Below are 23,129 nucleotides of genomic sequence, written 5' to 3'. Positions count from 1 at the left end.
AGAGTATTTAAGCATCGAGTGTTTTACACAAAGAACAGATCGTGCCGTTATGTTTGTGAGAGAACATAATATCTGGACGCTCATAACCTTGCTCACATACACGGCAGTGATAAACAGTTGCTACAGGTGTACCTTCAGCATCGTAACGTGGTTCTTTAATGCCGTCATCGTGTGACTTGATGTAGTATTTTCCTTTGGTTAATAAGCCCATGATTGGTGTTAATACAAAGGCAAGTACAAGTGCGATAAGCGGTGAGTAAGGTGCCAAGAAGCTACCAAGTAAGCCGAAGAATGCTGCAATTGATAGGCCTGCTGATACAAGGAACGCAACCATACCGACAGGGTTTACGTTGTAGAGCATGTCACGGCGATATTCTGGTTCTTTCGGTGAAAGTTTTAAAACATATTTGTTGATTGAAATGTCTGTTGCAACAACTACAACCCATGCAATCGCAAAGTTTGAATAGAACCCTAAGATTTTACCTAGTACCGCAAACATGTTGCCTTCCATTAAAGCAAGCGCAATTGCTAAGTTCACCATCACAAAGACAATACGACCCGGATAATGTTTGCTAATACGTGTGTAGGCACTTGTCCATGCAAGGGAACCAGAGTAAGCATTGGTCACATTAATTTTAATTTGAGAAATAACCACCAAAATCACTGCAAGTGTTAAAGCAGCCCAACCCGGAAGCATGTCATGAAACGCTGCATTAAACTGTTGAACAGGTTCAGTGCTGTTTACGCCCGGTATTTTAGTAAGTAAATAGAAACCTAAAAATGCCCCGATAATTTGTTTGATTGCCCCTAAAATCACCCAACCCGGACCCGCTGAAATAACCGCAGCCCACCATGCTTTGCTATTTTCTTTGGTTTTAGCAGGCATGAAACGTAAGTAGTCAATTTGCTCACCGATTTGCATGATTAGAGATAAACAAATACCAGCACCCAACATGATTGCTGCCATGTCTACGGTTGCAAAACCTTCTTTACCTGTAAAAGTAGCAAACTGGCTAACTAAGGTTGGTTCTTGATAAATCAGGTAGGCCACAGGACCAATCATCAGAATGAGCCAAAGTGGAGTAGTCCAGACTTGTAATTTACTCAAGGCTTTCATGCCGTAAATGACGAGTGGAATCACCATAATGGTTGAGATGAGGTAACCAGCCCAAAGCGGAATGCCTAAACCAAGCAATAACCCTTGAGCCATGATTGAGCCTTCAAGGGCAAAGAAAATAAATGTGAAACTGGCGAAAATGATACTAGTAAGAACCGAACCGATGTAACCGAAGCCTGCGCCGCGGGTAATCAAGTCAAGGTCGATGTTATAGCGCGCTGCGTAGTAAGCTAAAGGAATGCCGGTTAAGAAGATAATAATCGCTGCAAATAAAATGGAGAAAACAGCATTGGTTGTTCCGTAAGACATACCAATACTGGCACCAATAGAAAAGTCAGCAAGATAGGCAATACCACCAAGTGCAGTAATAGCGACAACTTTGGGACTCCAGCGCCGAAAGCTGTGTGGAGCATAACGTAAAGTATAATCTTCTAAGGTTTCATTCACTGCTTTTTGTGAATCTGTACCTTGCACAGTGTCCAGATTTGGATGTTCAGATACACTCATAACATCAATCTCCCAATCATTTTCGGTCAATCAACACAAATATTGATCATTGTTTTTTGATGGTTTTGAGTGTGTGATTTTTGGGAAAAATTGAAAATACGTTATTTTGCGTATATGTGCGTATTTGAGAAAATCGCCATGATAAATGACTTTTGGCATAAGGATTGCTGGGTTTAATGCAGCCACATCCAAAACATGAGTGTTATGCCAGATTCTTCACGCCCCCAACAAGCGCCACAACGTGTGATCAAAACACGCCGTGAATATAATATTTGGGTGGCAGATGAAAGTATCGAAGATTATGCGCTCCGCTATGCACCTACCTCAGTACGAAAATGGTCACCTTGGACTGTTACCAATACCGCAATTTCGACCGTTAGTTTTCTGGCGATGGAAGCCATTGGGGCGACTATGCTTTGGCAGTATGGCTTTAGCAATGCAGTCTGGGCAGCAATTATCGTATGTACCATCATATTTTTAACCAGTTGGCCGATCAGTTACTACGCTGCAAAATATAATGTAGACGTCGATTTGCTTACTCGTGGTGCAGGTTTTGGTTACATTGGCTCGACCATTACCTCTCTGATTTATGCCAGCTTTACCTTTATTTTGCTTGCGTTTGAAGCCGCAATTATGGCGATGGCACTTGAGCTGGCTTTGGGTATTCCACAAGTTATTGGTTACTTAATTTCTGCCTTAGTGATCTTACCTTTAGTGGTCAAAGGTATTGGTTTTATTAATAAAGTTCAGGCAATCACACAACCAATCTGGCTTTTATTGCTGTTATTGCCGTGGTTTTTTGTACTTTGGAAACAGCCACAAATTTTAAGTAGTAGCCTGCATTTTGTTGGTGCGGTTTCAAACTCGACCGATTTTAATCTGTATTACTTTGGTGCGTCGTGCACTCTTATTTTTTCATTTGTGATCCAAATTGGTGAGCAAGCCGACTATTTACGTTTTTTACCCCAACAAGAAAAAAACAGAACTGCATGGCGGTTTGCTGTTTTTTTAGGGGGGCCATCTTGGATTATTTTCGGTTTTCTAAAAGTTTTGATGGGCATGCTGCTGATGGTATTGGCTTTTCAGCTGTTTATTCCTGTCTCTGAACTAGACAATCCGACTTATCTGTATTGGGTTGCTTATCAACAGTTTATTCCAAACCCTCAGCTTGCTTTAATCTTGACTCTAGCACTGGTTTGTTTAGCACAAATTAAAATTAATATGACCAATGCCTACGCTGGCTCATTGGCATGGTCAAACTTTTTTGCGCGCTTAACTCATAGCCATCCGGGACGAATTGTCTGGCTACTTTTTAACGTTTTTATTGCCATTGTTTTGATGGAAATGGGCATTAGCCATGCGGTTGAACGTATTTTGGGGCTATATAGCAATATCGCTTTGGCATGGATTGGTGCCGTTGTTGCCGATTTAATTATATGTAAACCTTTAGGTTTAAGCCCGAAAGGAATTGAATTTCGCCGTGCTTATTTATATGACATTAACCCCGTAGGTGTGGGTGCTTTACTGATTGCTTCAGTGTTATCTATACTGAGCTATTTGGGCTTTTTCGGACTCATGGCAAAAGGCTTGGCGAGTTTTATTGCTTTGGGGAGTGCGGTGTTATGTGTTCCTGTTATTGCTTACTTGACCAAAGGCAAATATTACATTGCACGCCAGCCTGAAAAAATTCAGGCGACGTCGGTTGCTAACTGTGTCGTGTGTGAACGTGACTATGAACTTGCCGATATGGCTGGCTGTCCAGCCTATAACGGTACGATTTGCTCTTTATGCTGTTCACTTGAAGCACGCTGCCACGATTTATGTAAACCCGATGCCCGTTGGTCAGTTCAACTTAAAAAAGCCATCTGGCACTATTTACCAGAACGCTGGGCTAGCCGTTTAAATAGTCGAGTCAGTTTATATTTATTACTGACTTTAGGGCTGTCAATCGTTTTAGCAGTGAGTTTAAGTCTGGTTTATATCCAAGAAAAAACCTATTTAGAAACCATTAATGCGGCAGCCGTTCCTCAGTTATTTACGCTGTTTGTGAAAATTTACACCATCTTATTTTTATTGATGAGCGTTGCTGCATGGTGGCTCGTATTAAACGATGAAAGCCGTCGTAATGCCGAAATTGAAACACACCAACAAACAGCATTATTGATTGATGAAATTGCTGCCCATGAAGTCACTTCAAAAGATCTGCAAGATGCCAGAATTTCAGCAGAGCGAGCAAATGATGCAAAAAGCCGTTATGTCATTGGCATTAGTCACGAACTAAGAACACCTCTAAATAGTATTTTGGGCTATAGCCAATTACTTCAAAAACAAGAGCAGCTTTCAGAGCAAGGCAAAATGGCGCTCGGTGTGATTAGCCGTAGTGGGCAGCATTTGACTTCACTGATTGACGGCTTACTAGATTTAGCACGCATTGAAACAGGCAAAATTTCTTTAAATGTGGTGGATGTTCATTTCCCAAATTTTATAGAACAGATTATTCAAATGTTTCAGCCACAGTTTGAACAGAAGAATTTACAGTTTGTTTATGAAATTGGAGAAAACCTACCGCACTATGTCCGTACCGATAAAAAACGCTTAGAGCAAGTACTCATTAATTTGCTGGGTAATGCTTTAAAATTTACCATGAGCGGCACAATTACTTTGAAAGTTGAGTATCGTTTTCAAACGGCTTATTTTGAAATTAGAGATACGGGCTGTGGTATTGCCGAGGCAGATTTAGAGCGAATCTTTAATCCGTTTGAACGGGGCAGTAATGTGGTTCAAGGCGGATTTACCGGAACAGGACTTGGGCTACCCATTGTCAAATTATTGGTCGATTTACTGGGTGGCCAGCTATCTGTGACTAGTCAACTCAATCAGGGTTCACAGTTTAAGATTAAGTTTTATTTACCTTCAAAAGAAGTGGTTCATCCAATTTCTAATGTTTACTCCAACCAAATTACAGGCTATCAAGGTGAACGAAAACGAATTTTGGTTGTCGATAATGAAGCGGTGGACCGAGGTTTAGTCGCTAATTTTCTAAAACCTTTGGGATTTATGATTGAAGAAGCAGAGTCGGGCATTGACTGTTTAAGACGTGTACCTATTTTTCAACCTAACCTAATTTTGATGGATTTAAATATGCCTTTGATGGGCGGCTGGGAAACAGCACGGTTATTACGTCAGAATAATATTACCAATGTGCCGATCTTAATTATTTCAGCGAATGCAGGTGAGCGCGAAGTCAATCCACAAGATGCCGTCTTAAGTGAAGACTTTATGTTAAAACCAATCGACCTGAATTTGTTGCTGAGTAAAATTGGAGACAAGTTAGGCTTAGTTTGGATTGATTCCAAATCAGATGCAAACCTTGAAAATAATGAAGTTCAAGCATTGGATGTAAAAGTGTTTAAGCAAGAGCAAAGCGCTGTTCATACGCCAATCCAACGACCGGAAAATAATGATCTGCTTGATTTAACACAAAGCTTGCAGCAATTAAATGATTTAATTGGACAAGGCTACATTCGTGGAATTCAACAGACTTTAACGCAATGTCGTCAAAATTTTCCGGAGCATAACGAGTTATGGGAACAGCTTGAACAAGCGATTCAAAAGTTTGATTTAAAACACGCGCAACGATTGATTCAGGATAAGCAATGAGTACGCAACATGTTTCTTTTCAGCAAGCTTCGCCAAACGAGCAGGCTGTTATTCTGATTGTGGATGATGTGCCGGAAAATCTGGGCTTGTTACATGAAAGTCTAGATCAGGCCGGTTATCGCGTGCTTGTTACAACTGATGGGTTGAGTGCAATTGAAATTGCCCACCGATGCTTACCGGATATGATTTTACTCGATGGCAATATGCCACATATGGACGGTTTTGAAAGTTGTATACAACTTAAAGCAAGTCCAATTACGCAGTTTATTCCCGTCATTTTTATGACAGGCTTGTCTGAGACAGAACATATTGTGCGTGGTTTTCAGGTCGGTGGGGTAGACTATGTAACCAAGCCTCTGAATATTGAAGAAGTATTAGCAAGGGTAAAAACACATTTGGCCCATGCCAAACTATTGCAGCAACAAAAACAGGTGATTGATGCAACGGAAACAGCCATTCTTGCGCTAGATGTTCACGGTAAAATTGTATGGAAAACTCAAAAAGCCAGTGATTTACTGAATCAATATTTACCCGAATTAGACGGTTTTGAGGCAGGTTTAAAAGCTTGGTTTTCAGACTTAGAGCAAGAAAAAGACCCCAAAAAATTAACAAGCTGTTCTTATTCAACACCATCTCAGCAATTACAGCTTTTATTGCTTACGCCGTGGCAAACTGAACCAAGTGTGGCAAAAAATTATCTCATCCAGATCAAGACATCTACACCTGCCTTGGAAATGGCTGATATTTTGAAATATTGTCCGCAGTTGACTCAACGTGAGGCAGAAGTCATGCACTGGTTGTTGTTAGGGAAAACCAATAAAGATATTGCAGAAATTTTGGAGCTTAGCCCGCGGACGGTGAACAAACATTTAGAGCATGTTTTTGAAAAACTTTGCGTTGAAAACCGAACTGCTGCTGTGGCGCACATTAATAGTCTGGTGCAAGAGTTTCACTAATTTAACTGGCGATTGTATTTAAAAAGCATACAGACTCACTGCTAAAAATAGTCTATTTTTTTACAGTTAAATTTGTTCTTATAGATAAAGATTATACAAAGTCATTTCTAAATAAATATGAGTTGTAATACGAGGAATTCACTGTGAATATTCAACAAAAAGATGATACAAAACACGGCAGCTTTAGCTTACTTGATGGTGAAACCGTTGCAGGTGAAATGACTTATACATGGGCAGGCGAAAGCATGCTAATTATTGATGCCACAGATGTGAATGAAAATTATCGCGGACAAGGGGTAGGTCGCCAATTACTTGATGCCTTGGTGGCTTTTGTTCGTGAAAAAGACGTAAAAGTAATTCCGCTTTGCCCATATGCTAAATCGGTTTTTGATAAAGACCCAAGCATTGGCGATGTACTTAGAAAGTAAGTAATAAATTAAAAATCATTTAATAAAAATCGGGCCTTGGTGTCCGATTTTTTATTGGTTTTATTATTCATCTTTGTTTTAGTGAATGTGTTTTGAGCGGTTGTATTCAACTGATTCGAAGGATTTCGATTGCCAGATCGAATTTATCAAACTTATAGAAAAGCTTATCTAATAAAAATAGTTTTAGACCAATTGGGAAAAAAATAAACTCGTTGCACAAATATTTAATAGCTGACGAAAGCTAAATATTTATAACGTTTTAATATTATTTTTTGGAATTTTCCTTGAACTGGCAGTATATCCATAGTGTGTTGCCGCAATTTTTCTCTGCAACTTTGACCACGCTGAAAATTTCAATTATCAGCATTATTTTGGCAATTATTGTAGGATTAATTTGCAGCATTTTAATCACATATCGCGTGCGGGTGCTAAATAGAATTGCCCAGTTCTATATTGAGTTATCTCGAAATACCCCTTTATTAATTCAACTGTTCTTTTTGTATTACGGTTTGCCAAAACTCGGTATAAAAATCGATGGTTTCGCTTGTGGTGTGATCGGATTGACCTTTTTAGGCGGAAGCTATATGGCTGAAGCTTTCCGAGCAGGTTTACAGTCTGTTGCTAAAGGGCAGATTGACTCAGCAAAAAGTATTGGTCTACAACCGATTCAAATTTTTAGATATATCATTTTTCCTCAAGCACTTGCCATTTCAATTCCGGCAATAGGGGCAAATTGTCTATTTCTGATTAAAGAAAGTTCTGTGGTTAGTGCCATTGCTGTTGTTGAGCTGCTTTTTGTCACCAAAGACTTAATTGGCATGGACTATAAAACCACCGAAGCTTTGTTTTTACTCATCATGGCTTATCTGATTATTTTATTACCCGTGTCTATTTTAACCAGTTATCTGGAGCACAGAAGTCGGAAGGTGAGCCATGGAACTTGATTATCTATTTCAAGCAAGTCACCTCGAACGTTTAATGTGGGGACTTTGGGCAACTGCAAAAATCGCTTTTATTTCAGTGTTTTTTTCTGCAATTTTCGGCACAGTTTTCGGCGTCATTATGACATCTAAAAATATAGTCGTTAAATCGCTGTGCCGTCTGTATTTAGAAGCCATCCGAATCATTCCAATTTTAGTTTTGCTATTTGTGTTTTATTTCGGCTTTGCGACATGGTTTAACTGGCAGTTTTCCGCAATGTGGGTATGCGTTGTTGTATTTGTTTTATGGGGTACGGCAGAAATGGGCGATTTGGTTCGTGCAGCCATTACCTCGATTGATCAGCATCAACGCGATTCGGCCTATGCGCTCGGACTTACCCATGTTCAAGCCTTGGTCTATGTCATTTTCCCGCAAAGTCTAAAACGAGTAACACCAGGCGCGATTAATTTATTTACCCGAATGGTGAAAACCAGCTCTTTGGCAGTCCTGATTGGTGTGGTTGAGGTGATTAAAGTGGGTCAGCAAATTATTGAAAATTCGCTGTTGACCGTGCCGAGCGCTTCTCTTTGGATTTATAGCTTTATTTTTATTTTGTATTTTCTGATTTGCTATCCCTTATCTCGTTTGGCGGCACATTTAGAAAAGGTCTGGGAGTAATTATGCCTTTGTTATCGATACAACAATTACAGAAATCATTTGCACAAAGTCATATTTTACAGGGCATTGATCTGGATGTAGAACAAGGAGAAGTGGTTGTTATTTTAGGTCCATCGGGCTGCGGAAAAAGTACCTTATTGCGCTGTATTAACGGCTTAGAACCGATTCAGGGTGGTGAAATTCGTTTAACAGGTTCAGGTATGCTTGGTAAAGATGTGGACTGGACTAATGCTCGTCAAAAAATTGGCATGGTTTTTCAGAACTATGAGCTGTTTGGGCATATGAACGTTATTGACAACATTTTGCTTGGACCACTCAAAGTACAAAAACGTCACCGTGATGAAGCTGAACAAGTAGCAGATGAGTTGTTAAAGCGAGTGGGGCTATTTGAGAGAAAACTTGATTATCCACGACAGCTTTCAGGTGGACAAAAGCAGCGTATCGCTATTGTACGTTCACTGGTCATGCAACCTAAAGTCATTTTACTTGATGAAATTACCGCTGCGCTTGATCCTGAAATGGTCAGGGAAGTGCTTGATGTGGTACTCAAGTTAGCGAATGAAGGAATGACGATGCTGATTGTGACACATGAGATGTCCTTTGCACGCAAGGTTGCCGACCGCATTATTTTTATGGATAAGGGCAAGATTATTGAACAGGCTTCACCAGAAGAATTTTTTGAACAGCCAAAAACAGAACGAGCGAAAGCCTTTCTAAATATTTTGTCGTACTAAATTTTTATTATTTGAATCATGAGGAAGTGAATGTTTAAACGTAATTCAATAAAAATATTAAGCAGTCTTGCCGTTGCTGGGGTGTTGTTAACTGCATGTAGTAAAACGCCATCAACTGAACAGGCAAGCAATAGTCAAGAAGACCATTCTTTAGAGCAAGTCAAAAAAAATGGAGTTCTACGCGTTGCTGTTTTTGCTGATGATCCGCCGTTTGGTTATGTAGATAGTGCGGGGAATAATCAGGGCTTTGATGTGGCTTTAGCAAAACGGGTAACTAAAGATTTGCTCGGTGATGAAAAGAAAGTTGAGTTTATTGTGACTGAAGCTTCAAATCGGGTTGAGTTTTTAAAATCAAATCGTGCCGATGTTGTATTCGCGACATTTACGGTAACGCCTGAACGCAAGGAAGTTGTAGATTTTGCTGAGCCTTATTTAAAAGGTGCTTTTGGTATTGTCTCGCCTAAAGCCAAACCGATTACAGATATTGCCCAATTAGAAGGTAAGACCTTAATTGTCAATAAAGGCACAAGTTCAGATACCTACTTTACCAAGCATTATCCGAAAGTGAATTTACTCAAGTTTGAAAGAAACTCAGATGCCTTCAAAGCCTTAACTGACGGTCGTGGTGACGCGATTTCACAAGATAGTACCTATGCTTTGGCATGGGCGGCGAAGAACCCAAGTTATGTGGCGGGTATTCAGTCTATTGGTGATCAAGAGTTTATTGCACCAGCAGTTAAAAAGGGCAATACCCAATTATTGAATTGGCTCAATACTGAAATTAAGCAACTCAGAACAAGTGGTGAAATTAATAAAATTTATGATGAAACCTTGAAACCAATTTACGGTGACTCGGTCAATCCGAATGTGTTTTTAGATGTAGGCCAATAATTTTCGATATCGCTAGAGCAGTAGTGTCTACCAAGAGGCGCTGCTGTTTTAAATAAGACTTTTACAAGAACGATAGGGTGAAATAATGACAACATTAACATTGCAAAACGTGAAGCATATTTTAGCTGCGTCTTTACTGAGTTTAGGTTTGGTTGCATGTGACAAAGGAACTCAGTCTACTGAAAAAACGGCAGATACCACACAAACAGTGTCGAGTATTGAACAGATCAAAAAGAATGGCGTGGTACGAATTGGCGTATTTAGTGATAAACCGCCGTTTGGATATTTAGATGCTCAAGGTAAAAATCAGGGCTTTGATGTAGAAATTGCTAAGCATGTCGCGAAAGATCTGCTCGGTGATGAAAACAAAGTTGAGTTTGTTTTAACTGAAGCTGCGAACCGTGTTGAATATTTAAAAGCCAATAAAGTGGATATTATTTTTGCCAACTTTACCGTTACGCCAGAGCGTAAAGAAGTGGTCGATTTTGCTAAACCTTATTTAAAAGTGGCGCTCGGTGTAGTTTCTCCTAAAAGCCATCCAATTACTGATGTTGCTCAACTGAAAGACAAAACTTTGTTGGTAAACAAAGGTACAACGGCTGATTCATTCTTCACCAAGACTCATCCTGAAATTAAACTACAAAAGTATGAGCAAAACACTGAAACTTTTGATGCTTTAAAAGATGGTCGTGGTGCTGCGCTTGCACATGATAACTTGCTGGTTTTAGCTTGGGCTAAAGAAAATCCAAATTACACTGTTGGCATTACCAATTTAGGTGAGAAGGACTTAATTGCACCAGCAGTGAAAAAAGGCGATAAAGAGTTATTGGACTGGTTGAACCAAGATTTAGAGAAACTGGCTAAAGAAGGCGTGATTCATCAAGCTTATGAAAAAACGTTAAAACCAGTGTATGGCGATACGATTAATCCAAAAGATTTATTGGTTGAGTAATCGTGCTAATAACCTCTAATGATTAGAACTCTAGATAGTATTTACTCGAGCTAAGATTCATCTACAGCCTGCTCATAATTTATAAAGATAATGTTTTTGCAATATTTTCTATAGATATAAACAGTGGTCAGGTTCTGTAGATGAGAAAGGTTTTTGGTTACTTTTTTCAAAAAAAGTAACAGAATTAGCTGCTTGCTTTAGAGGTTAAAAGGTAGGATTCCATCGTGCTAATTCCTTGACTCTATATTACTTTAACTTAAATAAAGTCGGCTCTGCTGCTAATTTATCTGCCAAATATTGAATAAACACACTCAATTTAGGTGGGACATGCCGTGTCGGTGGGTAAAGTAACCACAGCCCACCACTATAATAGGTCTTAAAATACCAATCTGGTAAAACCTGAACTAAGGTACCTTGTTGTAGAGCATGGCGTGCAACGAAGTACGGCAAGCTTGCAATACCTAAATGCTGTAATGCGGCGCTCAAACGCACACCCGTATGGTTTGCTGCATAACGACCACGCACAGCCACACTGATCGATTTATTTCTTTGTTGAAATTTCCATTTTGAGTCACTGGCTTGTTCACCTAAGTAAATACATTCATGCTGCTTTAAATCACGAGGGTGGTTCGGTGTGCCATGCTTTACCAAATATTCAGGTGTGGCACAAACCAAGTGATCAATATTAATGAGTTTTCGACCCATAAGGCCACCCGGTGGTTGCTCTGTAATTCGAAGTGCTAAATCAACGCCATCATCAATGAGATCTACATAGCGATCTTCTAAAAGCATTTGTATATCAATTTTCGGGTAGCGTTCTAAAAACTCGGGTAAATGCGGATGAATCATAAAATGTCCCACAGCTTTCGGAACACTCATGCGAATAATACCTTCGGGTTCAACATGAAATTGACCTGAACTTTCCATGACTGCTTGAGCCGCATTCACCATGTCTAAACAGCGTTGATAGACCTGTTGTCCACTTTCACTTAAACGAAGTTTTCGTGTGGTCCGATAGAGTAAGCGGGTGCCTAAAGCACGTTCTAAACGGGCAATGGCGCGGCTAACAGCGGAAGGTGTAGTACCAAGCTGTCTTGCAGTTTCAGAAAAACTTTCTGACTCGACCACCTTAACGAAGGTCGCCATTTCATTTAACAGAACCAGACTTTGATTTGTGCTCATGAGGCAAAAGTTATTTGGATTTTGATTGGATTATCGCGTCTAAAAAATCGCAATACAATCTTTTAAGTGATTTTCAGGAACTAAATTGTTATGTGGCAGTTGTATGGACATGAGTTTTTAACGCTGGCTCTTATTCACTTTATGGCGGTGATTTTACCGGGACCAGATTTTGTGATTACGGTAAGGCAAAGTGTACGTTATGGCTACTTAATTGGATGTCTAACCGCGATTGGTATTGGTGTTGGGATTTCGGTTCATGTCTTTTATACCTTGGTTGGGATTGGTTTTTTGATTCAATAAAGTGAATGGCTCATGTCGCTTATTAGAGCAGCGGGAGCAGTCTATTTAATTTATTTGGGGTGGCAGTGTTTACGTAGCCAGCCGAATACCAATATTGAAATTAATGGCCAAGCAGGCAGTGATAAGCCGAGTTTATTTAAAGCTTTTACAATGGGTTTTCTTACCAATGCGTTAAACCCAAAAGCCACTATCTTTTTTCTGGCAATTTTTACGACGATTGTAAGTACAACTACACCAATGAAAGTTCAGGTTTTTTATGGGGTCTGGATGTGTATGGTCAATGCCATCTGGTTTATGGTGGTGAGTGTAATGTTTGCTCAGCCTATTGTACGTAAACGTTTTTTAGAATTTGGAGTTTATTTTGAGAGGGTGATGGGAGTTTTATTAATTGGGATTGCGTTGAGATTGATTTGGAGTTTGTTTGTTTAAGTTGGTTTTATTTATAAGTGGATGGGGTAGCACGACGGAGTCTTACCGTTTATACGTCATAATAAAGTAGATAATTCTGTTACTTTTTTTGGAAAAAGTAACCAAAAAACTTTGTCATCTACAGAACCTGTTCACTGTTTTTCATCTATCAGGAAATGTTGCAAAAACATTATTTTTATAAATTATGGGCAGGCTGTAGATGACTCTTAGCACGAGCCGAAGGCTAATTCAGAAATCGAATTTAAAATAACAAGACTCCGCAGTGATAACTACTTTGAGTTGTCCGAACTATTGATGACTCTTAATTCGAGCTAAAATCATCTGCGAACTATTGCATAGCACGACAGAGTATTATCACTTAAAGTTTTAATTTCTTCAGTCGCCTTCGGCTTGACTTACTTTGGTTTCGCTCAAAGTAAGCAAAAGCATTGTCATCTGCAAAACCTGTCGACTTATTTCATTTAACTAGTATTTCACAGAAACAGAATCTTTTTGATGCTACGCAGGTTGCAGACGACATTTGCTCGAGTAAATATAGTGCTAGGACTATTTGAGTTTTAATAGTTTCCTCATTGAAAAATTGAATTTTAATGATGGCAAATTAATTATAAAAAAAGACCGCTCGAAGGCAGTCCTTTTTGCAAAAATAGATTTAACTGGTACGCTTGTTACGCGTAAGTTGATGTAACACCGACACCAATAAATCAATTTCTTCAGTCGTATTATAAAAAGCCAAAGACGGACGCACGCTCTGTTCTACACCGAAACGACGTAAAATTGGTTGTGCACAGTGATGCCCAGAACGTACGGCAATACCATGTTGATTTAACGCTTTACCGACTTGTTCAGTTGAATAGCCTTGTAAGGTAAAGGACATAACACTGGCTTTGTGATGTGCAGTTCCAATCAAGCGTAAACCAGACACACTACTCAGCGCATTTTGACCATATTCGAGTAGATCATGTTCATAGCGAGCAATGTTATGAATGCCTAGACTTTCGACATATTCAAGTGCAGCGCCTAAACCAACAGCATCGGCAATGTTTCCAGTTCCAGCTTCAAACTTGTTTGGTGCAGGTTGGTAAACTACTTGTTCGAAGGTAACATCCTGAATCATGTTACCGCCGCCTTCCCAAACAGGCATACTTTCCAGTAATTCTGGTTTTGTATAGACCGCACCAATACCCGTTGGCCCAAACACTTTATGTCCAGAAAACACAAAAAAGTCTGCATCGAGAGCTTGTACATCAGTAGGGATGTGCGAAACAGATTGAGCACCATCAACTAAAACACGAACACCTTTGGCATGCGCAATTTTAATGACTTCAGCAACAGGTGTGACTGTACCCAAAGCATTCGAAACTTGAGTAATCGACAGCAGTTTAGTGCGCTCATTAATCAGTTTTGGCAACTCTTCTAAAATAATTTGCCCCGTGTCATCCACAGGAATGACTCTTAATTTAGCTCCAGTTTTTTTAGTGAGTTGATACCAAGGCACAATATTGGCATGGTGTTCTAAGTGAGAAACGATGATTTCATCACCTTCGCCAATATTTTGTTCACCCCATGTTTTTGCAATCAGGTTAATGCCTTCGGTTGTTCCTCGAACAAAGATAATTTCTTTAGAAGAGGGTGCACCAATAAATCGGGCAACTACATTTCTTGCATGTTCATAGGCATCGGTTGCACGAGCCGCTAACTCATGGGCAGCACGGTGAATATTTGAGTTTTCATGTTGATAAAAATAAGCAATCCGATCAATCACGCGCTGCGGTTTTTGTGTAGTGGCAGCATTATCCAACCAAACCAGAGGTCGGCCATTGACGCGTTCCTGTAAAATTGGGAAGTCGCGACGTATAGCATGTACATCGAGTGGTTGAGCACTACTTGCTACAAAAGTGGGTTGCGATGGCTGATAGTGACTATAACTTTGTCCACTTTGAGGCAAGTCTAAAAAATAAAATGCAGAGCTTGCCGAACTTTGGGGAGGCTTATTCGTTGCAAAACGATCTTCCGTCAGCAATGATTTCAGCTGGTCACCATGTGGTAACTGAAAAGACTGTGCAACCGAATAATTATCTTCAACACCTTTAACAGACTGTTCTGCTGAATTGGGAGCAGAAAAATCATTTAAAAAATAATAAGGTGATTCACCTGCACCAGTGGGTAAGTTTGGTTCAATGCGTGGCACATTGGGTTCACTATGAGCACTTTGTGGCAAATGTGGCTCAAATGGTGGGCGCGGCAAATTAGCTCCACCAACCACAGGCGCAGACGCTACAATTCGACGTTCAGGGTAGTCTGGCAAATTTGGAATATGCTCAGGATATTCCGGATTGAGACTTTTCTGAAAGGCGATATTGGGCGCACGACCACTCAGTGCAGAAAATGGTTCACCCGGTTGTGGAGGGTGCGGTGGTGCTCCGACAGGTAAGTCCAAGTTAAGGCCCGATGGAGAAGCTGAACTGCTTGAGCTTGGTAATGCTGAAAAAAACTCATTAGCAAGTCGAGCAATGGTGGACTCATCAGGGAAGTTGGCTGGTGGGTTAACACCAGTCACTTCAGGCCCCGTTGGACTACCTTGCAGATTACTTGTAGTTAACTGGGTAGTCATGATATTTGTCCACCTCCACATCATCTAATACTGCCAACGCATCATCAGTGAGTACTGCAAGTGAGCAATATAATGAGATTAGATACGACGCAATTGCGTTACGGTTGATTCCCATAAAGCGTACTGAAAGTCCCGGTGACTGTTCACCTGCAAGACCCGGCTGGAACAAACCAACAATCCCTTGACGCTTTTCACCAACACGAAGCAGCAAGATTTTAGTTTTGCCATCTTCTACAGGAATTTTATTTGATGGAATGAGTGGAATACCGCGCCATGTAATGAATTGCGAACCAAATAAGCTAACCGTTGGAGGTGGCACACCACGGCGTGTACATTCACGTCCAAATGCTGCAATCGCATCAGGGTGTGCTAGGAAAAATCCCGGTTCTTTCCAGACTTTACGTAGCAAATCATCAAGATCATCAGGAGTAGGTGGGCCATTTAAAGTCGAAATACGTTGGTCATCTGTCACACTTGCCAGTAAACCGTATTCAGGGTTATTGATAAGCTCACTTTCTTGACGTTCTTTAATGGTTTCAATCGTTAAACGGAGCTGTTCTTTAATTTGGTCGTGTGGGCTGCTGTAAAGGTCAGCAACACGTGTATGTACGTCTAAAACAGTAGATACACCATTTAAAAAGTATTCGCGTGGCTCTGGGTCATAATCAACAAAAGTTTGAGGTAAAGTGGCTTCATCACGTTGGGTGCAAGCTACTTGAATATCATCGGTATTATTTACACGGTTTAAGCGATAAATACCTGCTTCAACAGGAAGCCATTGAAGTAAGTGAGTCAGCCATCGGGGAGTGATCGTAGAAAGTTGGGGAGCTGTCTTGGTCGCATTGGCTAGTTGACGCGCTGCGTGATCCCCAAGTGCAAGTTGGGCTTTGTCTGTATTTTTCGCCATGAATCATTTTTCCTTATTACATTGGCTTTTTGAAAATAAAAATTCTAGGGTGCATATAAACTAGAATTAGTTCTGGTTTAAAATTAAAATAGCGTTGTAATTTAAATACTGAGCTTATTAATGAGTTATCTATTTTCTAAATAAAAATATATTTAAACTAGAAATAAGCATTTTATTAATCTGCACGTTCTTTGTTTATTTATCTCCTTATCTATTTATTTCACATCTATAGTGTTTAACCGGCAATATGATTTTTTTGATAAGACTCATTCGGTGACTGTAAAATCTGGCTACCTGATGCAACACTATGCGTAAGCCAGACATTTCCCCCAATAATGGACCCTCGACCAATCGTAATACGGCCTAAAATAGTCGCGCCTGCATAGACCACAACGTCATCTTCAACAATTGGATGGCGTGTATAATCTTTTTTCAAAGCACCATCATCATTGGTTTCAAAGCGTTTTGCCCCAAGAGTTACCGCCTGATAAATACGGACACGCTCTCCAATCACACAAGTCTCACCAATCACCACACCTGTACCATGATCGATGAAGAATCCTTTACCAATTTGCGCACCTGGATGAATATCAATACCTGTTGCAGAATGTGCCAACTCTGAAATAATGCGAGACAATAAAGGCACTTGGGCATAGAGTTGATGCGCTATTCGATGATGAATAATCGCAAATATGCCCGGATAGCAAAGTAATACCTCATCCACACTATGCGCCGCTGGATCACCTTCATAAGCAGCACGCACATCGCCGTCTAAAAGACGTCGTATCGAGGGCAAGGTGTTGGCAAAATCCTGCACAATATTTTGAGCAAGTTCGTCTGGCTGTTGGACTGTGTTCGAATGACTCAAATGACGTTTTGCTTCATAGTTCAAAGCCAGTTGTACTTGAGCATGTAAAGCTGTGAGTACCCGATTTAAAGTATAGGCAATATAAGAATCTTCAGTTTCTTGACGTAAGTCAGCAGGGCCTAAACGCATTGGAAATAAAATTCCGCACAAGTCATCTAAAATGGCTTTTAAAGCTTCTTTAGATGGAAGTTCACGGCCCCCAAATTCTTTGGTCCTGTGTTGCTGCTGACGCCAGTCATGCCTTGCTTGTTGCAAACCTTGCACAACAGCATTAATGTTCCATTGAGTCACAAGCTTTCCTTGATTCACTGAAAATTGATTAAAGTATTAGTCTTGTTGCCAAGGAAGTTGATGGATGCGCCAGCCATTTTTCTGATTACGCTGTTGCTGATCATTTAGATCGCCTTCGAAGCCTTCAAGAACGTTATAAATGTGCTCAAAACCAGCATTAAATGCGGCCTCGGCTGCTTGTGCCGAACGGTTGCCACTACGACATAACAAAAGAATGGTTTTGTCTTTACCAACTTTTGATTCGAGTTCTTTTAAGAAGCGTGGATTACGGTTAAACGATGTGCCAGTTGCCCAAGCGACATGAACACTTTCAGGGACATAACCCACAAATTTACGTTCTTCATTAGTACGCACATCAACTAAAACAGCTTCGTCTTGTTGTATGAGCTGCCATGCATCAGTCGGAGATAAACTGCCACTAAAATTAAGTTCATGGTCTTGTGCGTATTGCTGTGCTTGAGAAAGAATTTCTTGGGCTGAAAAAGATGTATTTGAACCATTTGAGATAAAGCTTTGAGGGGCTTCTGTATTTAATTTAGCATTCATTGAATATATCCTTATCTTCGATTCAGATTGTTATTGTTCAATTTACGCGGTTTTAAATATAAGCAAAAATAAGGAATATCTATTTATATATATTATTTTTATAAATAAGAATGGGGGATATTTTTATAAAAAAAGTATTAATTAAGCTTATATAGTTTTTTAACTGAAATTGATGGAATAATCATTTTAATAGTTAAGAAAAATTGTGTGAATTAAAATAATCCACACGATTTAAAAATTAAGCAAATCCACCATTTACTCGAACGACTTGTGAATTTATCCAACGTCCATCTGGGCCAGCTAGCATGGCAACTACACTGGCAATTTCTTCAGGTGTTCCGATTCTTTCCAAGGGAGCGAGTTTTGCAATTGCTGCCACTTGCTCATCAGTTTTTCCATTATAAAAAAGGTCAGTTCCTGTCGGGCCGGGCGCAACTGCGTTTACAGTAATATTTCGGCCGCGTAACTCATTTGCTAACACATGTACCAAACCTTCTACACCTGCTTTTGAAGCAATGTAGGGACCATATGCTGGAAAAGATTTAGCAATTACACTCGTTGAAAGGACAATAATCCGGCCACCATCCGGAACTGTTTCGGCCGCATGCGCCAATATTAAAAACGCGCCACGTAAATTGGTATGAATTACTTTATCGAAATCTGGCAGGCTTTCAGGTGTAATTTTTGCCATAGGCATAATACCTGCGCTATGAACCACAACGTCTAATTGACCGTTAATGGCTTTAGCTTCTTGAAATAAACGACTCACCTCATGTTCATTTGCAACGTCCGCTTGAATAGCTAAGGCTTGACCACCTTGCTCAATAATATGTTCTACAGTGGCTTGGGCATGCACCTTATTGCCCGCATAGTTAACAATCACATAAAAGCCATCTTGAGCTAAACGCTCAGCGATAGCTCGGCCAATACCACGTGAAGCACCAGTAACAAGAGCTGTCTTTTTTGAAATATTCATTTTTAGATTGCCTGTTTGAGTAAGTATGGCTTATTTTAATAATATAGAAATATGGGATAAATCTTCATAATTGGATAAGATAATTCCATATTCATTAATAATAGATAGGGTTAAAAGCGAGCACCATGGATAAATTTGATACCTTGCAACTTTTTACCCGCATCGTAGAGCTGGGTAGTTTTAGTCAGGCAGCCGATCAGCTAAATCTCCCACGCGCTACAGCAAGTAACGCCATTAAAGAGTTAGAAAATAACTTACAGTGTCGTTTGCTAGAGCGGACGACTCGGCATGTAAGACCATCACTAGATGGACAAGCATTTTATGAGCGTTGCACACAAATATTATCGGAACTCGATGATGCCGAATCATCTTTACGTAATGTAATTGCTCAGCCCCGTGGTTTATTACGTGTCGATTTATCAGGCGCACATGCAACTAAAATTGTTTTACCTAATATTGATCAATTTCACGAGTTGTATCCCAACATTGAACTGGTAATTAGTACGGGGGATCGTTTAGTTGATCTGATTAGGGAAGGGATAGACTGTGTGGTGAGAGCGGGTCGTTTAGATGATTCCACTTTAATTGCTAGACATTTGGTTGATATGCCACAAGTCATTTGTGCAAGTCCTTACTATCTAAATAAACATGGAACACCTCAGCAACCAGAGGATTTGTTATCACATTATTGTGTCAATTTTTTCTCGACATCAGGCGGGCGGAATTATCCATTTGAATTGATGGTGAATGGTAAAAAACAAGATTATTTTTTGAAAAGCTGGATCGCTGTAAATGATGCTGAAAACTATGTATTATCTGCTTTACGTGGGGCAGGTTTAATTCAGGTCCCGAGCTATCATGTAGCGAATGAGTTAAAAGACGGGCAGTTGGTTGAGGTTTTATCTGAATGGCAAATCCCGAAGATGTCAGTTTCTGCTTTATATCCGCAGCATCGGCAGCTCTCGCCACGTGTACGCATTTTTGTCGCTTGGCTGAGTGAGTTATATATGGGCTATTTTGCCAACTTTGAATACCCGCAAAATGAAATATCTTGCGGGTAAGTCAAAAACTGAATGATATTTTTAAGTCTGATTCTGCAATTTAACTTGAGTCTTGGTCTCAAAATCGCTGGCATCATGGCGTTCATGCAACTGGGTAGCTAAATCACCAAAAGTACGGTTGACCATACGGCCACGTTGTACCGCAGGGCGCGCTAAAATCGCATCTGCCCAGCGCTGAACATTTTTATATTGGTCAACACTTAAAAACTCCGCGCCGTTATACACCCAGTTTTTAACAAGACCGCCATACCAAGGAAATGTCGCAATATCGGCGATGCTATATTCAGAGCCTGCTAAATATTCATGCTTTGCTAGATGCTTATCTAACACATCAAGCAATCGTTTTGTTTCCAAGGCAAAGCGGTTAACTGCATATTCAATTTTAATGGGTGCATAGGCATAAAAATGCCCAAAACCACCACCTAAGTATGGCGCGCTACCCATTTGCCAAAATAACCAATTGAGACATTCAGTACGTGCAGCAATATCCGTTGGAATGAAAGCTTTAAACTTTTCAGCCAAGTAAAGCAAAATTGAACCAGATTCAAACACTCTTAATGGCGGGTTTTGGCTATGGTCAACCAAGGCTGGAATTTTAGAGTTTGGATTAATTTCTACAAAGCCACTGCCAAATTGCTGACCTTCACCGATTTTAATCAGCCAAGCATCATATTCAGCATCTTGATGTCCTAATGCTAAAAGCTCTTCTAATAAAATAGTGACTTTTTGACCATTAGGCGTTGCTAAAGAGTAGAGCTGGAGCGGATGTTTCCCTACTGGAAGTGTATGCTCGTAACGCGCACCTGAGGTAGGTTGGTTTAAATCGGTTTTTTCTCCAGTCCATTGCCAAACTTGTGGAGGAATATAGTTTGAATCGCTCATTTTTTTATCTCATGTTTGGTGTAAATATAAGGATTTATTTATGTCGCAAGGCAAGCCATTTTTGTACGGTCGGACGTTGCCATTGCTGTAATGCATAGTTTTTTAAACGTTCTGGTACAGCATCACCATTTTGAATAAGGCGTTGCAACATTAGGGCAAGTTCAGCATCCACAATGCTCCATGAACCAAAAAGAAATTCGGCATCAGACGCAAGAAGTTTTTCTGCAACAAAGAAAAGTTTCTCGGCTGCTTTTTTGCCTTCTTCTGAAAGTGGAGTGGACTTGGGCTGAATAAAAATAACGTCGGTTGGGCGCTCAGTTCTTAGTGCCACTAAGTCGGATCGGAGCCATGCCTGAATTTGTCTTGCTCTTGCACGTGCTTGAACATCTTTTGGATAAATAGATGTGTTTGGATAAAGCTCTTCAAGATATTCCAAAATGGCAGAAGATTCTGATAAGGCAAAATCATTATGCTCAAGTACAGGCACTTTGGCAGTTAATGACTTTGCTACATAAGACTTTTCAAACTGGCCTTGTTGGCCTAAGTTGATGGTTGCTATTTCAAATGGAATTTGTTTTTCATGTAGCCCTACAAAAACTGTAAATGCATAGGGGCTTAGAAATTGTGAATCTGTGTACAGCTTAAAATGTTCATTATTCATTGTTATTGTCCATGTCATAAAACAATCGGATCTAGTCTAAGTGAGCTGATCCAAGATTGGGTAGCTTTTTTGTGGAAAAGCTTTATCGGTTTTTGAATTAAGCCATTTCAGTGTTCTACGTTAGGGCTTAATGTGCTGAAAATGTTGACGAACAATGCTAAGCCATGCCTGTACCGCTGGTGAGACAGGAAGATTCTTTTTCCAAGCCATGACTAAGTGCCACTGAATATTTGGTTTTTCGAGTGGTACCGCTGCAAATAAAGCGGGGTCAAGCATGTCGGTATAATATTGAGGAAGAAGGGCGATTCCCATGCGTTGTAGCACCATGTCTGCCAAAAGGTGCCATTGGCTGGTACGGCAAGCAATGGTTGGGTAGAAACCATGCTGCTTACAGGCATCGAGAATAATACTGTTTAAAGAGAAATTTTCTGGAAACATTAAAAATGATTGGTGTTGTAGCTCTTCTAGATTTATTTTTTTACGGGTTGCCCAAGTCGCATCCCGACGTAAAAGAACCATTAAAGGGTAGTTACATAGCTCGATGCTATTGAAAATTTGCGTATCAAAAGGCTGCAATAAAACGCCAACGTCTAGTTCATTGTTAAGCAAAGCTTGCTCAATACCGCGTGAACCAACCTCCATAAAAGCCAATTCAATATCTGGTAATTGCTGGTGATAATCAAACAGTGCTGTTGTTAGGAGCTGCGAGCCTAAAGGCGGAACGCCAAGTTTTAAAGTTCCTGTTTTTAATTGTTGATAGTTTTCAATTTCAAGAAAAATGTTTTGTTCTGCCTGAAGAAGCTCGATCGCATGTTGATAAATACGTTCTCCAATTTCAGTTAGTTCAATTTGCCTTTTACGGCCGTGATCAGGTTTAACCAAAAGCTGTACCTGAAGTTGCTCTTCAAGCTGCTGTAATATTTTACTAATAGTGGGTTGAGTCAGATACAACTCTTCAGCAGTACGGGTAAAACTTTTAGTTTTGACCAGTGTAACGAAGCACTGTAATGATTTTAGTGAAAGCATAATAAAGAATAAATTATTCCATTTTAGAATAATATTAACATGAATAATTCATATTTAGCAGTTTTAACCTAGATAGCATAATAGTGTAGTTAACCATTTAATTTCGCAAAATGAGTACTGAATCTGCTTCTGGAACACCCACACAACCTTCACTATTAGTTTTAGTTAAACAAATTTTGATTCTGGCTGGATTTTGGTGGGTCGGATATCTCTTACATCAAAAACTTGGCGTACCTGTCTCGGCAGGTATTTTAGGTATGTTTTTATTGCTTTTATGCCTGTTCTTTAAAATTATCAAAATGGATCAGGTGGCAATGGGAGCAACCGTTGTTTTAGGTGAACTATTGCTGTTTTTCGTACCTGTTGTGGTTGCCGTAGTTCAGTATAAAACCTTGTTTATGACCGAAGGCTGGCAAATTGTTTTGAGCATTGCGGTTGGGACCATTTCGGTCATGCTCAGTACCTGCCTGACGATTCACTATTACAATCGCTTGAAAGTTTATTTACAGGCTCGAAAACGTCTTCAACATAAGCATATCTAA

At 40.0% G+C, this 23,129-nt stretch carries 22 protein-coding genes and 2 pseudogenes; 12 read left to right on the top strand and 12 right to left on the bottom strand.

The annotated features are described in order from the left end of the window. Positions 1-7: 7 nt before the first annotated feature. Positions 8-1,624 carry a purine-cytosine permease family protein gene (locus MSG95_RS03415; RefSeq protein ID WP_004702319.1) on the bottom strand — a complete coding sequence of 539 codons (1,617 nt, stop codon included), beginning with the start codon at positions 1,622-1,624 and terminating at the stop codon, positions 8-10. 195 nt (positions 1,625-1,819) lie between these two features. Between MSG95_RS03415 and MSG95_RS03410 the strand changes: the two genes are divergently transcribed. The 3 genes from MSG95_RS03410 to MSG95_RS03400 all read left to right on the top strand — a co-directional run bounded on the left by MSG95_RS03410 (position 1,820) and on the right by MSG95_RS03400 (position 6,668). Then, complete coding sequence (locus MSG95_RS03410) at positions 1,820-5,284, top strand: ATP-binding protein (RefSeq protein WP_077165508.1); 3,465 nt, start codon at positions 1,820-1,822, stop codon at positions 5,282-5,284. Then, entirely contained in the window at positions 5,281-6,240 is a 960-nt protein-coding gene (locus MSG95_RS03405; RefSeq protein WP_077165509.1) for a response regulator transcription factor, read from the top strand. Before MSG95_RS03410 ends, MSG95_RS03405 begins: the two co-directional genes overlap by 4 nt. 143 nt (positions 6,241-6,383) lie before the next feature. After that, entirely contained in the window at positions 6,384-6,668 is a 285-nt protein-coding gene (locus tag MSG95_RS03400; RefSeq protein WP_001025680.1) for a GNAT family N-acetyltransferase, read from the top strand. Positions 6,669-6,774: 106 nt separating this feature from the next. On the opposite strand, the gene MSG95_RS03395 is transcribed toward MSG95_RS03400, so the two are convergent. Then, the gene (locus MSG95_RS03395; protein WP_077165510.1) at positions 6,775-6,888 is read right to left on the bottom strand and encodes a hypothetical protein; all 114 of its coding nucleotides are present in this window, start codon (positions 6,886-6,888) and stop codon (positions 6,775-6,777) included. 64 nt (positions 6,889-6,952) lie between these two features. On the opposite strand from MSG95_RS03395, the gene MSG95_RS03390 reads away from it, so the two are divergent. The 5 genes from MSG95_RS03390 to MSG95_RS03370 all read left to right on the top strand — a co-directional run bounded on the left by MSG95_RS03390 (position 6,953) and on the right by MSG95_RS03370 (position 10,844). Then, positions 6,953-7,612 carry an amino acid ABC transporter permease gene (locus MSG95_RS03390; protein WP_213033563.1) on the top strand — a complete coding sequence of 220 codons (660 nt, stop codon included), beginning with the start codon at positions 6,953-6,955 and terminating at the stop codon, positions 7,610-7,612. Continuing rightward, a complete protein-coding gene (locus tag MSG95_RS03385; protein WP_077165512.1) occupies positions 7,602-8,267 on the top strand; it encodes an amino acid ABC transporter permease in 666 nt (221 codons plus the stop codon). Before MSG95_RS03390 ends, MSG95_RS03385 begins: the two co-directional genes overlap by 11 nt. Positions 8,268-8,269: 2 nt before the next feature. Beyond that, positions 8,270-9,001 carry an amino acid ABC transporter ATP-binding protein gene (locus tag MSG95_RS03380; protein WP_049836428.1) on the top strand — a complete coding sequence of 244 codons (732 nt, stop codon included), beginning with the start codon at positions 8,270-8,272 and terminating at the stop codon, positions 8,999-9,001. Between the two features lie 30 nt (positions 9,002-9,031). After that, the gene (locus MSG95_RS03375; protein WP_009388221.1) at positions 9,032-9,892 is read left to right on the top strand and encodes a transporter substrate-binding domain-containing protein; all 861 of its coding nucleotides are present in this window, start codon (positions 9,032-9,034) and stop codon (positions 9,890-9,892) included. 85 nt (positions 9,893-9,977) lie between these two features. Then, entirely contained in the window at positions 9,978-10,844 is an 867-nt protein-coding gene (locus tag MSG95_RS03370; protein WP_077165513.1) for a cysteine ABC transporter substrate-binding protein, read from the top strand. Positions 10,845-10,894: 50 nt separating this feature from the next. On the opposite strand, the gene MSG95_RS03365 is transcribed toward MSG95_RS03370, so the two are convergent. Continuing rightward, entirely contained in the window at positions 10,895-11,014 is a 120-nt protein-coding gene (locus MSG95_RS03365) for a hypothetical protein (protein WP_077165514.1), read from the bottom strand. 76 nt (positions 11,015-11,090) lie between these two features. Beyond that, on the bottom strand, positions 11,091-12,026 hold the full coding sequence (locus MSG95_RS03360; protein ID WP_077165515.1) for a LysR family transcriptional regulator: 936 nt from the start codon (positions 12,024-12,026) through the stop codon (positions 11,091-11,093). A 90-nt stretch (positions 12,027-12,116) separates the two neighbouring features. Here MSG95_RS03360 and MSG95_RS03355 point away from each other — a divergent pair. Then, a pseudogene (locus MSG95_RS03355) lies at positions 12,117-12,755 on the top strand (LysE family translocator). An 88-nt stretch (positions 12,756-12,843) separates the two neighbouring features. Then, positions 12,844-12,965, top strand: a pseudogene (locus MSG95_RS03350) (hypothetical protein). 442 nt (positions 12,966-13,407) lie between these two features. On the opposite strand, the gene MSG95_RS03345 reads toward MSG95_RS03350, so the two are convergent. From MSG95_RS03345 to MSG95_RS03325, 5 genes are all read right to left on the bottom strand, one after another. Further along, positions 13,408-15,369: a family 2A encapsulin nanocompartment cargo protein cysteine desulfurase gene (locus MSG95_RS03345; RefSeq protein WP_077165517.1), complete on the bottom strand. Its 1,962-nt coding sequence runs from the start codon at positions 15,367-15,369 to the stop codon at positions 13,408-13,410. Further along, a complete protein-coding gene (locus tag MSG95_RS03340; protein ID WP_001107602.1) occupies positions 15,344-16,276 on the bottom strand; it encodes a family 2A encapsulin nanocompartment shell protein in 933 nt (310 codons plus the stop codon). The genes MSG95_RS03345 and MSG95_RS03340 overlap by 26 nt, the downstream gene beginning before the upstream one ends. A 235-nt stretch (positions 16,277-16,511) precedes the next feature. After that, positions 16,512-17,453, bottom strand: a complete 942-nt coding sequence (gene epsC / locus MSG95_RS03335) for a serine O-acetyltransferase EpsC (RefSeq protein WP_077165518.1) — start codon at positions 17,451-17,453, stop codon at positions 16,512-16,514. A gap of 18 nt (positions 17,454-17,471) precedes the next feature. Continuing rightward, a complete protein-coding gene (locus tag MSG95_RS03330) occupies positions 17,472-17,981 on the bottom strand; it encodes a rhodanese-like domain-containing protein (protein WP_077165519.1) in 510 nt (169 codons plus the stop codon). A 238-nt stretch (positions 17,982-18,219) separates the two neighbouring features. After that, positions 18,220-18,957, bottom strand: coding sequence for an SDR family oxidoreductase (locus MSG95_RS03325; RefSeq protein ID WP_077165520.1), 738 nt, complete (start codon positions 18,955-18,957; stop codon positions 18,220-18,222). A 125-nt stretch (positions 18,958-19,082) separates the two neighbouring features. On the opposite strand from MSG95_RS03325, the gene MSG95_RS03320 reads away from it, so the two are divergent. Further along, the gene (locus MSG95_RS03320) at positions 19,083-20,018 is read left to right on the top strand and encodes a LysR family transcriptional regulator (RefSeq protein ID WP_077165521.1); all 936 of its coding nucleotides are present in this window, start codon (positions 19,083-19,085) and stop codon (positions 20,016-20,018) included. Between the two features lie 21 nt (positions 20,019-20,039). Here MSG95_RS03320 and yghU read toward each other — a convergent pair whose 3' ends face one another. From yghU to MSG95_RS03305, 3 genes are all read right to left on the bottom strand, one after another. Beyond that, positions 20,040-20,900 (bottom strand): glutathione-dependent disulfide-bond oxidoreductase, encoded by an 861-nt coding sequence (gene yghU / locus MSG95_RS03315; RefSeq protein WP_077165522.1) that lies wholly within the window; start codon positions 20,898-20,900, stop codon positions 20,040-20,042. Between the two features lie 34 nt (positions 20,901-20,934). Then, on the bottom strand, positions 20,935-21,561 hold the full coding sequence (gene yfcF, locus MSG95_RS03310) for a glutathione transferase (RefSeq protein ID WP_039253443.1): 627 nt from the start codon (positions 21,559-21,561) through the stop codon (positions 20,935-20,937). 120 nt (positions 21,562-21,681) lie between these two features. Further along, positions 21,682-22,587, bottom strand: a complete 906-nt coding sequence (locus MSG95_RS03305) for a LysR family transcriptional regulator (RefSeq protein WP_077165523.1) — start codon at positions 22,585-22,587, stop codon at positions 21,682-21,684. 110 nt (positions 22,588-22,697) lie between these two features. On the opposite strand from MSG95_RS03305, the gene MSG95_RS03300 reads away from it, so the two are divergent. Further along, entirely contained in the window at positions 22,698-23,129 is a 432-nt protein-coding gene (locus tag MSG95_RS03300; RefSeq protein WP_039253439.1) for a CidA/LrgA family protein, read from the top strand.

The organism is Acinetobacter sp. IK23, assembly GCF_035615275.1.
Taxonomy (GTDB): Bacteria; Pseudomonadota; Gammaproteobacteria; order Pseudomonadales; family Moraxellaceae; genus Acinetobacter; species Acinetobacter seifertii.
The sequence above is the reverse complement of the archived record's forward strand: the minus strand, read 5'-3'. Positions and strand labels throughout refer to the sequence as shown.